General features: G+C 51.6%; 13 protein-coding genes and 1 tRNA gene. 9 read left to right on the top strand and 5 right to left on the bottom strand.

Annotated features, from left to right (window positions below; translation table 11 throughout):
- Positions 1 to 42 precede the first annotated feature (42 nt).
- Positions 43 to 119 (top strand) — tRNA-Arg (locus tag OMQ46_RS14025).
- Between the two features lie 499 nt (positions 120 to 618).
- Positions 619 to 1416 (top strand): DUF2927 domain-containing protein, encoded by a 798-nt coding sequence (locus OMQ46_RS14020; RefSeq protein ID WP_266237847.1) that lies wholly within the window; start codon positions 619 to 621, stop codon positions 1414 to 1416.
- 58 nt (positions 1417 to 1474) lie between these two features.
- On the opposite strand, the gene OMQ46_RS14015 is transcribed toward OMQ46_RS14020, so the two are convergent.
- The 3 genes from OMQ46_RS14015 to OMQ46_RS14005 form a co-directional block, all read right to left on the bottom strand.
- On the bottom strand, positions 1475 to 2314 hold the full coding sequence (locus OMQ46_RS14015; protein WP_266237846.1) for an OmpA family protein: 840 nt from the start codon (positions 2312 to 2314) through the stop codon (positions 1475 to 1477).
- Positions 2315 to 2485: 171 nt separating this feature from the next.
- Positions 2486 to 3628 (bottom strand): PilT/PilU family type 4a pilus ATPase, encoded by a 1143-nt coding sequence (locus OMQ46_RS14010; protein WP_266237844.1) that lies wholly within the window; start codon positions 3626 to 3628, stop codon positions 2486 to 2488.
- Between the two features lie 10 nt (positions 3629 to 3638).
- Positions 3639 to 4676, bottom strand: a complete 1038-nt coding sequence (locus tag OMQ46_RS14005) for a type IV pilus twitching motility protein PilT (RefSeq protein ID WP_266237841.1) — start codon at positions 4674 to 4676, stop codon at positions 3639 to 3641.
- A 91-nt stretch (positions 4677 to 4767) separates the two neighbouring features.
- On the opposite strand from OMQ46_RS14005, the gene OMQ46_RS14000 reads away from it, so the two are divergent.
- From OMQ46_RS14000 to pyrE, 6 genes are all read left to right on the top strand, one after another.
- Positions 4768 to 5466: a YggS family pyridoxal phosphate-dependent enzyme gene (locus OMQ46_RS14000; RefSeq protein ID WP_266237838.1), complete on the top strand. Its 699-nt coding sequence runs from the start codon at positions 4768 to 4770 to the stop codon at positions 5464 to 5466.
- Positions 5467 to 5512: 46 nt separating this feature from the next.
- Positions 5513 to 6346: a pyrroline-5-carboxylate reductase gene (gene proC, locus OMQ46_RS13995; RefSeq protein WP_266237836.1), complete on the top strand. Its 834-nt coding sequence runs from the start codon at positions 5513 to 5515 to the stop codon at positions 6344 to 6346.
- Positions 6339 to 6905: a YggT family protein gene (locus OMQ46_RS13990; protein ID WP_266237834.1), complete on the top strand. Its 567-nt coding sequence runs from the start codon at positions 6339 to 6341 to the stop codon at positions 6903 to 6905. The genes proC and OMQ46_RS13990 overlap by 8 nt, the downstream gene beginning before the upstream one ends.
- 68 nt (positions 6906 to 6973) lie before the next feature.
- A complete protein-coding gene (gene metX, locus OMQ46_RS13985; RefSeq protein WP_266237832.1) occupies positions 6974 to 8122 on the top strand; it encodes a homoserine O-succinyltransferase MetX in 1149 nt (382 codons plus the stop codon).
- Positions 8119 to 8721: a methionine biosynthesis protein MetW gene (gene metW, locus OMQ46_RS13980; RefSeq protein ID WP_416234847.1), complete on the top strand. Its 603-nt coding sequence runs from the start codon at positions 8119 to 8121 to the stop codon at positions 8719 to 8721. Before metX ends, metW begins: the two co-directional genes overlap by 4 nt.
- Positions 8721 to 9362 (top strand): orotate phosphoribosyltransferase, encoded by a 642-nt coding sequence (gene pyrE, locus OMQ46_RS13975; protein WP_266237830.1) that lies wholly within the window; start codon positions 8721 to 8723, stop codon positions 9360 to 9362. Before metW ends, pyrE begins: the two co-directional genes overlap by 1 nt.
- Here pyrE and OMQ46_RS13970 read toward each other — a convergent pair.
- Entirely contained in the window at positions 9359 to 10114 is a 756-nt protein-coding gene (locus tag OMQ46_RS13970) for a sulfite exporter TauE/SafE family protein (protein WP_266237828.1), read from the bottom strand. The two genes, pyrE and OMQ46_RS13970, sit on opposite strands and share 4 nt — an antisense overlap.
- Positions 10115 to 10145: 31 nt before the next feature.
- Between OMQ46_RS13970 and OMQ46_RS13965 the strand changes: the two genes are divergently transcribed.
- Positions 10146 to 10814 carry a DUF4124 domain-containing protein gene (locus OMQ46_RS13965; RefSeq protein ID WP_266237826.1) on the top strand — a complete coding sequence of 223 codons (669 nt, stop codon included), beginning with the start codon at positions 10146 to 10148 and terminating at the stop codon, positions 10812 to 10814.
- Here the strand turns inward: OMQ46_RS13965 and hisC are convergent.
- Entirely contained in the window at positions 10811 to 11866 is a 1056-nt protein-coding gene (gene hisC / locus OMQ46_RS13960) for a histidinol-phosphate transaminase (RefSeq protein WP_266237823.1), read from the bottom strand. The genes OMQ46_RS13965 and hisC overlap by 4 nt on opposite strands.

Genomic DNA, 11866 nt, shown 5'->3' with positions numbered 1-11866 from the left:
ATACGTATAATCTGCCGCTCTGATTGATGTTTTCATCATCACGCGCCCGTAGCTCAGCTGGATAGAGTATCGGTTTCCGAAGCCGAGGGTCACAGGTTCAAGTCCTGTCGGGCGCGCCATTTTCTTTCCGGTCCTTGCTTGCTATTCAGCCTCCCCTGCGCAGCCGGATTACTACATCCTTGTTTTCGCTTTTTACCTCGGTCTATAGATATTTTCACCTCCTCAGTTCGATTAAAAACCTGTTAATCAAGGATTAATCTTAACTTAATAGCCCGTCAGGGCTGCGTTCATGGACGAGGCATAACATGGTCTTCGGTTCAACAAAGGAGACTATCCATGAAAACCACTTTAATCGCTTCAACTCTTGGCCTCTTGATCAGCACTTCAGCTTTTGCAGCATCAGATGTCTTAGACCATGACAAAGTGAAAGCAGCGCAGGATGCCTGACCGGGGCGAGGAAATGGACAAAAAAAACCGCTACGGGCAAGCCCATAGCGGCATAGAGGAAAACCAATAAAGCTATATCAGTTGGTTTCAGCATAAACTCGTGGGCTGAATGGCTCTATAGGATAAATTCCTTTTTTTGCGGTCTATTGCGGTTAACTCTACACTGCAGCTATGATTTCATTGTCAACGCGCAAACTATCCTGCCTTATCTTGTTATCGACGCTGAGTTTTTCAGCGAATGCGGCAGCTGTCCATTGGAAAAATAACGACTACATCCTGAATAGCTTTCTCGATATCACGCTAAACCGCGAACATGGCGGGCAGGCTGGACAAGTCAATAAATGGCTGAAGCCGATCCGATATTACATTGCTGATAGAACTGGCGATCAGGATTTACATCAACGCATGGTGACTGCTCACCTACATCATCTCTCCACTATCACCAGGCTTGATATCGCGCCGGTAGAACAGGCTGAAGACGCCAATCTGCGCATTTTATTCAGCTCAGAACAGCATCTGGATCAGCATTTATTGGAGGATTTTGGACTGAGCAATCAATCTTTCCGGCAACAGATAATTCGTGACAGCGTCTGCCTGGCAAGGGTCAGAACATCAGCGAATGGTGAAATCAGAGCAGCCGCAGTGATAATCCCTGTCGACCGGGCTCGTGCTCACGGCAAGCTGATGAGCTGTGTTGTGGAAGAACTGACCCAGATTCTGGGCCTGGTCAATGACTCAAACCAGGTGTTTCCCTCGATATTCAATGATCGCTCGTTTAATGATTTTCTGAGCGGGCTGGATTTCATCCTGCTGAAATTGCTCTATGAGTCGGAGGTCAAACCCGGCATGGATCAAGCTGAGCTTAAAAAGCAGGTGACATCGCTTCTTTCCCGTCCCGGCTTTCAATCAATCATTGACGCTGCAGAACAGAAAGTGAGAGAGAACAGCCTGGAAAACTGGCTCAACTGACAGATAAAAAAAGGGCCCTGCTTGCAGGGCCCTTAATGATTAACTTACTACTTTATTATTATCGATTGACATCGAACTCTACACGACGATTCAGCGCACGACCGGCATCTGTATCGTTGCGTGCAATCGGGAAGTTTTCACCCAGACCGACAGGTACCAGGTAACGACCGTCAATACCACGTGATGTCAGGTAGTCTACAACCGCTTGAGCACGACGCTGTGACAGGTCTTGGTTGTATGCTTCTGAACCGACGCTGTCAGTGTGACCTTCAACGCGTACTTCTACGATTTGGTCAGTTTCTTTCAATAAAGTTACTGCTTCTTCCAGCGTTTCTTCTGCTTCAGGAGTCAGTGTTGCTTTATCGAACTCGAAGTGAATGTCTGTCAGCGTCAGCAGGTTTTCACCTGGCAGTGGACAGCCGTCCTGATCAACGATGACACCCTCTGGTGTACCAGGGCAGAGGTCAAGGTAATCAGCCACTGCATCGTTGTCTGAGTCCAGCGGACAACCAACACGATCAACAGTCACACCTTCCGGCGTGTTACGACACAGGTCGATACCGTCGTAGACACCATCACCGTCTGTGTCATAGGCACAGCCGTTCTGATCCAGCAACGCACCCGGAGGTGGTTCAACAGGACATACAGGCTCTTCGACCATTGGTTCCTTGGCTTCAGCTTCATGCGGACACAGCAACAGACCCAGCATACCGCCTACCGCGGCACCACCGGCAACGCCTGAACCACCATCAACGGCAGCGGTTGCAGCACCACCGACCAGTGCACCCCCAGCGGCGCACATGAAGTTCTTGCCTGCATCACGCTTGGCGGGGCCAGAACAACCAGCTAATAAAGCTGCCATGAACAGCGCAGCAAAAAATTTGCCTGATAGTCTCATTTTGCCTTCCTTATTAATTTTGATTGAAAAAATGACATCGATATCGCCATACAGTTGTGCACGACTGATATCTCACTGTTGTAGTTTGACTACATCATAGACCGGATTTCAAGTGGCGTCTAATAAATTTCTTGAATTTCGCTTTTTTATGTACCAAAAATACAACAACGGTTACAGTCGTCCCTGCATTGTTTGTTCATCAGACTCCAGCGACAGCCTGTCCACACCCTCGTCCTGCTGTATTTCACCGGACTCAGCGCCCAGTTTTATCATCAGTCGAACCTCATTCTCGGAGTCAGCATTTTTCAGCGCTTCTTCGTAAGAGATCTGACCCTCTTTGTATAGATCATAGACTGCCTGATCGAATGTCTGCATACCCAGTTCCCTGGAACGCTTCATGACATCCTTGACTTCAGAGACCTTGCCCTTCTCAATTAAGTCGCCAATTAATGGCGTATTGAGCAGCACTTCTACTGCCACCGTCCGCCCCCTGCCATCTTTTTTGGGAATCAGCCGCTGGGCAACGACAGCTTTGAGATTGAGTGACATGTCCAGAAACAGCTGTTTGTGACGCTCTTCCGGGAAGAAATTAATAATCCGATCCATTGCCTGGTTGGCATTGTTAGCGTGCAATGTAGACAGACAGAGATGGCCTGTCTCAGCAAAGGCAATACCGTAATCCATCGTATCCCGTGAACGGATTTCACCAATCATGATCACATCCGGCGCCTGTCTCAATGAGTTTTTAAGTGCAATCTCGTAAGATTCTGTATCAATCCCGACCTCTCGTTGCGTTACCACACAGCCGGCATGCTTGTGATCAAATTCAATCGGGTCCTCAATACTGAGGATATGCCCGGTGCTGTTCTGATTACGGTAGCCAATCATGGCAGCCAGGGTAGTCGATTTACCACTGCCGGTGGCACCGACAAAGATCACCAGACCCCGCTTAGTCATCGCCAATTCTTTGATGATTTCCGGCACTTTCAGTTCTTCGATAGTCGGGATTTCATCCTTAATACGACGCAGCACCATTGCAACGCGGTTACGTTGAAACAAGGCGCTGACCCGAAATCGACCCGCACCTTTGGTTTCAAGCGCATAGTTGCATTCTTTATCGCGCTCAAAAGTCTTTTTCTGCTCGTCAGACATGGTGCTCAGCACCAGGTCACGAGCCTCATCATCGGACAGTGCCTCCTGCGACAACGTTGCCATTCTGCCGCTGACTTTCAGCGTGACAGGACGGCCTGCCGTGACAAACACATCAGATGCATCATGTTTAACCGCCGCTTTCAGAATCGTTACGATTTCCATCGCTATACTCCTAACGGAACAGATCTTTGTTAACGGCGCGTGACGCCGCTTCGTGTTTAGTCACTTTCTGACGTCTAACCAAATCTTGCAGACATTGATCCAGAGTTTGCATGCCCAGTGCACCACCGGTCTGTATTGCAGAGTACATCTGCGGCACTTTATCTTCACGAATCAGGTTACGAATCGCCGGTGTGCCAATCATGATCTCATGCGCCGCGATACGGCCACCGCCGACTTTCTTCATCAAAGTCTGGGAAATGACGGCCCGCAGAGATTCAGACAACATCGAACGGACCATATCTTTTTCTGCTGCCGGGAAAACGTCAATAATCCGGTCAATCGTTTTAGCAGCGGATGAAGTATGCAGGGTACCAAACACCAGATGGCCGGTTTCTGCTGCAGTGAGTGCCAGCCGGATGGTTTCCAGGTCACGCAACTCACCAACCAGGATGATATCCGGATCTTCACGCAAGGCACTGCGCAAAGCTTCGCTGAAACCGAGTGTATCGCGGTGAACTTCGCGCTGGTTAACCAGACACTTCTTACTCTGATGAACAAATTCAATCGGGTCTTCGATGGTCAGTATGTGCTCATTATCTTTTTCATTACGGTAGTTCACCATCGCCGCCAGCGTCGTCGACTTACCGGAGCCGGTGGGCCCCGTCACCAGCACGATACCGCGTCGGTTATCCGCGATGGATTTGAAGATTTCCGGTGCGCTCAAATCTTCCAGTGTCAGCACCTCAGAAGGAATCGTCCTGAAGACAGCGGCCGCACCTCGATTCTGATTGAAGGCATTCACCCTGAAACGGGCCATATTCGGCACTTCAAAGGAAAAGTCGGCTTCCAGAAATTCTTCGAAGTCCTTGCGCTGTTTGTCATTCATGATGTCATACACCATGGCGTGGACTTCTTTATGCTCCATCGGCGGCAGATTGATTCGCTTTACATCGCCATCGACGCGGATCATGGGTGGTTCGCCAGACGAGATGTGTAAATCGGAAGCCTTGTTCTTAACACTGAAGGCGAGCAATTCGGTGATATCCATCCACGTTCCCTTTACTGATTGGTGTAATCTATGTGCTGTAATGATAGAAGCGATTAAACATAAAGTAGCGCGCTGACTACGGGCTTGCAAGATGACTGAGATAAAAAAGCGATTCCACTCAATCAATGACGATATCAGGCTGGCTGAGCAACAATCGGGACGAGCACCGGAGTCAGTGAAATTACTGGCTGTCAGCAAAACCTGGCCGGCTGAAAAACTGAGACTGGTTGCTGAAGAGGGACAGCTGCGTTTCGGCGAAAATTACCTGCAGGAAGCGCTGGAAAAAATCGATGCTCTCGCCGACCTGGATTTGGAATGGCATTTTATCGGTCCGATTCAATCTAATAAAACCCGTGATATCGCTGCCCGTTTTGATTGGGCACAGTCCGTAGATCGCCTGAAAATCGCACGCCGTCTGAATGAACAGCGACCGGAAGATTTAACACCGCTGAATGTCTGTATCCAGGTCAATATCGATGAAGAGAACAGCAAATCCGGCGTTGCAGCCAGTGAAGTCATGCCACTGGCAGAAGCCATCAGCCAACTCGACAGGCTAAGACTGCGCGGCCTGATGGTGATTCCGTCCAGACAGGAGCGCGAAGAAGCGCAACGTGACAGTTTCCGTCGGGCCAATGCTGTGTTCGAGTCACTGCAGCAGCGTTTTGACCATATCGACACGCTATCAATGGGTATGAGCGCAGACCTCCATGCCGCGGTTGCTGAAGGCAGTACCATGGTTCGTATCGGCACGGCCCTGTTTGGTCAGCGTGATACCCGTCAAGCTGAATAAGCTTTACACTGATTATTACAGGAAAACAGATAAACAAGGGGTTTAAATGAAAGACTGTACGCTCGCTTTTATCGGCGGCGGTAACATGGCCCGCAGCCTCATCGGCGGCCTCGTTAATAATGGCTTTGCGGCGCAATCGATACACGTTGCCGATACCAGCACCGAAAGTCTGGAACAGTTATCTGCCCGCTACCCGGTGCAGACTTTCACCGACAACGCCGCGGCCATCGCCAACGCTGATGTGGTTATCCTTGCGGTTAAACCACAGCAGTTGCAGCAGGTCTGCCGCGAACTGGCGCCGCACTGGCAACAGCAGAAACTGCTGATTTCCATTGCCGCCGGGATTCGGCTTGATGACATTACCCGTTGGATTGGCCACAGCGAAGCGGCCGTAGTGCGCGCGATGCCCAATACGCCGTCATTGGTACGTGCCGGCGCCACCGCTCTCTGTGCCAATGCGCATGTCAGTCATGCTCAGCATGAGTTGGCTGAGTCGATTCTGCGCGCGGTCGGTCTGGCCCTGTGGGTCAAGCATGAACAACAAATGGATGCCGTCACCGCGCTATCCGGCAGTGGCCCCGCCTACTTTTTTCTGGTCATGGAAGCCATGCAGACAGCCGGGATGGATCTGGGTCTGCCCGAGGAAACCGCCCGCCTGCTGGCGCTGGAGACCGCGTTCGGTGCAGCTAAAATGGCGCTGGAAAGTGATGAATCCGCCTGCGTGCTGCGTCAGCGGGTCACCTCTCCCGGCGGCACCACGGAACGCGCGCTGGATGTGTTTGAAAACGAAGATTTAAGGGGCAGTTTCAAAAAAGCCCTGAGCGCTGCGGCCGCTCGTGCCGCGGAACTGGCTGACCAACTGGGACAGGACTATGACTAACGGTTATCTGGCAAATCCACTGATTTTTATTGTTGATACGCTGTTTTATCTGTACATGGTGGTCGTTGCTTTGCGACTGGTCATGCAGTGGGCGAACTGGGAGTACCATAACCCACTGGTACAGTTCATCATCAAAGCCACTCAGCTTCCGGTCAAATTCCTGCGCCAGTTTATTCCGTCCATGGGCCGCTGGGATACCGCCACTATCGTGCTGTTAATACTGGTCACCCTGGCCAAAATTATGATCGTCGGGCTCATCGCCGGGGCCTGGCCATCAGGCCTGTTATGGTTGAGCCTGATCGCGGCTGAGATATTCTCTTTGTTTATCGGTATTTTCACGGTCAGTATCATTATCGAGGTGATTCTCAGCTGGGTGACACCCCCCGGTAGCTACAATCCGGTAGCGCCACTGGTGCAGCGTATGAATGCCCCCTTATTACGACCGGTAAGACGCCTGATTCCGCCACTGGGCGGCGTCGACTTATCTCCTTTGTTTGTCATACTGGGGCTGCAGGTGTTGTCCATGCTGGTGATGCCATTACTGACCGGACAAATTTAAGTCCGGTGATTGCGCTCCCGTCACTGTCTGATTAGACTTATCGCTTTTTTTACAGGAATCAACTGTTTATGCCGGAATCGATACCAGCCGACTCCGTTGGTCTGGTAAGCCCCGCCACCCTGCATGTCGACTCGCCATTGAAACTCGACTGCGGGCGCACGCTGTCCAGCTACGACCTGGTCTACGAGACCTATGGTGAACTCAACGCCGATCACAGCAATGCTGTGCTGATCTGTCATGCCTTATCCGGCGACCATCATGCGGCCGGCTATCACTCAATGGCGGATCGTAAACCCGGTTGGTGGGATACCGCCATCGGTCCCGGCAAAGCAATCGATACCAACCGTTTTTTTGTGGTCTGTCCCAACAACCTGGGTGGCTGTAAAGGCTCCAGCGGCCCTAACACCATCAATCCAGACACCGGTGAACGCTATGGTCCTGATTTTCCTATCGTGACCGTGCCTGACTGGGTTCGCAGCCAGGCCGTACTGGCCGATAAGCTGGACATACAGCAATGGGCTGCGGTGATTGGTGGCAGCCTGGGGGGCATGCAGGCACTGCAATGGGCCATCAGCCTGCCGGAACGGATCCGACATACCGTGATCATTGCCGCGGCGCCCAAGTTGTCGGCACAGAATATCGCTTTTAATGAAGTGGCCCGCACCGCCATCAAGTCGGATCCGGATTTTCATGACGGCAATTACATGCGTTTCAATACGCTGCCCCGTCAGGGCTTGGGCCTGGCGCGCATGCTGGGACACATCACCTATCTGTCTGATGAAGCCATGGGCCAGAAATTCGGCCGTGAATTACGCAGTGGTGCCATTCAGTATGGCTACGATGTTGAGTTCCAAATTGAGAGCTATCTGCGTTACCAGAGCACCAGCTTTGTGGAACGGTTTGATGCCAACACCTATCTGCTAATGACCAAGGCACTGGATTATTTTGATCCTGCCAAGGAATTTGATGACGATCTGACCCGCACTGTCGCCCATATCGAAGCCAAGGCACTGGTTATGTCTTTCACCAGCGACTGGCGCTTCTCGCCGGTACGTTCGCGGGAAATCGTCAATGCTATGCTGGCTGCCGGCAAACCGGTCACTTATGCCGAAATTGAGGCCCATCAGGGCCATGATGCTTTCCTGATGCCGATTCCACGCTATCTCGATATCTTCGGTACCTATATGCAGCAAATCGCAGCGGAGGTGGCAGCATGAGTTTGCGACTCGATCAGCAAATCATCAGTGACTGGATTCCCGACGGTGCCAAGGTACTGGATCTGGGCTGCGGCAACGGCACGCTGCTTAACCATCTGCAACAGCGTCAGATTACTGGCTACGGGCTGGAAATTGATAACAGCAAATTTGCCGATTGCATCCGCGCCGGCATCAATGTCCTCCAGGCTGACCTGGATGAGGGGCTATCGCAGTTTGCCGATCAAAGCTTTGATTTTGTCATCCTGTCGCAGACGCTGCAGGCTATCAAACGCCCCGATTTTCTCCTGCGCGAAATCGTTCGGGTAGGTAAGAAAGGCATTATCGGTTTTCCTAATTTCGGTCACTGGCAATGCCGCATGCAGCTGGCTTTAGGTGGGCGTATGCCGGTTTCCAAAGCCCTGCCCAATGCCTGGTTTGAAACCCCCAATATTCACCTGTGCACGATTCAGGACTTCGAGCAGTTATGCGCCTCACATAATCTGAACGTACTCAATCACAGTATCGCCAATCACGAGCATAAAGACAGCCTCGCTGTCCGGCTCCTGCCTAACCTGTTCGGTCAGATTGCGGTTTACCTCGTACAACAACAGAACAATTAATGAAAGACTATCAACGCGAATTTATCGAGTTTGCCCTGCAGACCGGGGTACTGAAGTTTGGTTCATTTACCTTGAAATCCGGTCGTCAGAGTCCCTACTTTTTCAACAGCGGCCTGTTTAACACCGGCGCCTGCCTGGCGCGTCTGGGACGCTTCTATGCCCGCACCATTGCCGAGTCGGGTCTGGACTTCGATGTTTTATTCGGTCCGGCCTACAAAGGCATTCCACTGGCCTCCACCACCGTGGTAGCCCTGGCTGACCAGCATGATCGCGACGTGCCCTATGTGTTCAACCGCAAGGAAATTAAAGATCACGGTGAGGGCGGTCAGCTTGTCGGTGCTGAACTCAAGGGTAAAGTGCTGATTATTGATGACGTGATTTCGGCTGGCACCTCGGTGCGCGAATCAGTCGATATTATCCGCGCCGCCGGGGCTGAACCTGCCGGTGTGATTATTGCGCTTGATCGTCAGGAACGCGGTCAGGGAGACTTATCCGCGATTCAGGAAGTCCAGGCTGAACACCATATTCCGGTACTCAACATTATTTCGCTGAATGATCTGCTGGGTTATTTGCAGGACAGCCCGGAACTGGGTGAATACCTGCCAGCGGTGCAGGCTTACCGGGATCAATACGGGGTCTAACCCAGAATCAGCTTGACCGACACCAGCAGGGTGATGACTTCGAAAGCCCGCTTGATCCAGCGGTTCCCATGTTTAATCGCCAGATGCGATCCCAGGTAGCCGCCCAGTAACGAGCCTAATAACAGCGCCGGTAACCAGTCCCAGCGAATATCTCCCAGCATCCCCAGGGTCACGGCGCCGGTGCCGTTCCAGAACAGGCCTACGAGGATGAGGGTGTAAGCGACCGCGCGTTGATAATCCATACCGAACCACATCACCAGCCAGATCGTGACAAACAGACCGGTTCCAGAGGTCAGGGAACCGTTGAGGAAGCCCAGGAAAAACAACATCAGGCCACCCAGTATCAACCCGTGACGATCCCGGTGTTGAGGCCTATGCTGCTGTCCGAGCTCGGTTTTCAACATCGAATAGATACCCAATCCGCCAGTCAGTATGCCCAGCGCAATTTCTGCCCAGCGATCGGGCACCAGCAGAATCAGAGAGCCCCCCAGCACCACACCAGGTAGCCCGCTTATCAGCATCAATGCGACAAACTGCCGCTCCAGCTGACTGCTGCGTAGGTAACGCAGCACGGCACCCAGTCCCAGTGCTACACTGGCCACTTTGTGGGTCGCCAGGGCCACAGCGAAACTTAAGCCCAGAAAAATCAGCACTGGAAACTGCAGCAGACCCGCACCGCCACCACTGAAAGCGGAAAATGTATTCGCTACCAATGAAACGATAAACAGGATAAATTGCTCAATCAGGTTCAACTTTCAGCGGTCTCTCTTTAGAATAAAGCTCATGATGATACGTAAATTCCTCTGCCTCAGCACCTCACTGCTCTTGTTTGCTTGTCTCAGTGCGCAGGCCGGTCAACTCTATCGATTCCCGGATGAAAACGGCGTACTGACACTCAGCACCAGTCTGCCCCCCGAAGCCGCTCAAAAAGGTTACGACATCATTGATGACAAGACCATGCGGGTGATTAAACGCGTTGCACCGGCCCCGACTGAGGATGAACTCGAGGCCCTGGAAGCAGAAAAACTACGTGAGGCTGAACGCAAGAAAAAGCAGGAAATAGCGGCTCAGGAAGCAGAAAAAGCCCGGCAGAAGCAGCGTCAGCATGATCGCACACTACTGATTACTTATCCGACCGAAGTCGATCTGCTTGCAGCCCGTGACAAGGACATCAACTACCGTCAGGAACAAATCGGTATGTTATCGGCTAAGCTGCCAATCTTGAAACAGCGTCTCCAGGATGTTCAAAAGGAAGCTGCGGAACGGGAACTCAGTGGCGGCAAAATTACTGACAATATGCAAAAGCGGTTGGATGCAGCCCAGGAAGAGATCAGGATCCGGCAGCAGTCAATCAAGATTTACCAGGCTGAAATCGAAGCATTAAAAACACAGTATCAGCAAGACCTGGAACGTCTGAGATATCTGCGTGGCACGCAGACCACAGAAGACTAAACCAGCGTATCGATCACCGACAAAAGATGTTGATTTTCGCTCGGTGTGCCTATGGTGATACGCAAAAACTGATCAATACGGCGTTTGTTAAAGTGACGCACAATCACGCCTTCTTTACGTAAACCGGCAGCTAAATCTGCAGCATCATGCTGCGGATGTCGGGTAAATACAAAATTGGCCGCTGAAGGCAGGACCTCAAAACCCATCTCCTGCAATCCCAGCGTGACTTTATTGCGGCTCTGAATCACCTTGTCACAGGTTTCCCTGAAATAAGTCCGATCCCTTATAGCGGCGACCGCAGCAGCTTCAGCCAGCATATCCAGCGGATAGGAATTGAAACTGTCCTTCACCCGCACCAGGGCCTCGATCAAATCGGCATGGCCCACCGCAAAGCCAATGCGCAGCCCCGCCAGAGAGCGTGACTTGGAGAGTGTCTGGGTCACCAGCAGATTGGGATATTGCTGTGTCAGTGGAATCGCACTCTCACCACCAAAGTCGACATAGGCCTCATCCACCACGACCACGGAATCCTGGTTGTTTTGCAGCAGCCGCTCTATCTCGGCAATGCTCAACAAACAGCCAGTGGGGGCATTAGGATTAGGGAAAATAATGCCACCGTTATCACGTATATAATCATCAATGCTGATCTGGAAATCAGCAGTGAGTGGAACTGTTTGATAATCGATTCTGTAAAGCTGGCAGTAAACCGGATAAAAACTGTAAGTAATATCAGGGAACAACAAAGGCGGTTCATGCTGAAACAAGGCATGAAAAATATGCCCCAGCACTTCATCAGAGCCATTACCGACAAACACGTTGGCCGTGTTGACCTTGTAGTAATCGGCAATGGTCTGTTTCAATTCATGTGAGGTCGGATCCGGATAAAGCCGTAAACGGTCACTGACGCCCATCTGAATCGCTTCCAATACCTTCGGCGAGGGACCATAAGGGTTCTCATTGGTATTGAGCTTCACCAGATTGGCCATCTTCGGCTGCTCGCCCGGTACATAGGGCTGCAGATTGTGAACAAAAGCGCTCCAGTAGCGACTCAT

The organism is Methylophaga sp. OBS1 (genome assembly GCF_026319365.1).
This window is presented reverse-complemented; position numbering and strand designations above follow the sequence as displayed.

Excerpts from the sequence above, each read along its gene's own strand:
- OMQ46_RS14020 (WP_266237847.1), top strand. The coding sequence starts at position 619 with ATGATTTCATTGTCAACGCGCAAACTATCCTGCCTTATCTTGTTATCG.
- OMQ46_RS14015 (WP_266237846.1), bottom strand. The coding sequence starts at position 2,314 with ATGAGACTATCAGGCAAATTTTTTGCTGCGCTGTTCATGGCAGCTTTA.
- OMQ46_RS14010 (WP_266237844.1), bottom strand. The coding sequence starts at position 3,628 with ATGGAAATCGTAACGATTCTGAAAGCGGCGGTTAAACATGATGCATCT.
- OMQ46_RS14005 (WP_266237841.1), bottom strand. The coding sequence starts at position 4,676 with ATGGATATCACCGAATTGCTCGCCTTCAGTGTTAAGAACAAGGCTTCC.
- OMQ46_RS14000 (WP_266237838.1), top strand. The coding sequence starts at position 4,768 with ATGACTGAGATAAAAAAGCGATTCCACTCAATCAATGACGATATCAGG.
- proC (WP_266237836.1), top strand. The coding sequence starts at position 5,513 with ATGAAAGACTGTACGCTCGCTTTTATCGGCGGCGGTAACATGGCCCGC.
- OMQ46_RS13990 (WP_266237834.1), top strand. The coding sequence starts at position 6,339 with ATGACTAACGGTTATCTGGCAAATCCACTGATTTTTATTGTTGATACG.
- metX (WP_266237832.1), top strand. The coding sequence starts at position 6,974 with ATGCCGGAATCGATACCAGCCGACTCCGTTGGTCTGGTAAGCCCCGCC.
- metW (WP_416234847.1), top strand. The coding sequence starts at position 8,119 with ATGAGTTTGCGACTCGATCAGCAAATCATCAGTGACTGGATTCCCGAC.
- pyrE (WP_266237830.1), top strand. The coding sequence starts at position 8,721 with ATGAAAGACTATCAACGCGAATTTATCGAGTTTGCCCTGCAGACCGGG.
- OMQ46_RS13965 (WP_266237826.1), top strand. The coding sequence starts at position 10,146 with ATGATGATACGTAAATTCCTCTGCCTCAGCACCTCACTGCTCTTGTTT.
- hisC (WP_266237823.1), bottom strand. The coding sequence starts at position 11,866 with ATGAGTCGCTACTGGAGCGCTTTTGTTCACAATCTGCAGCCCTATGTA.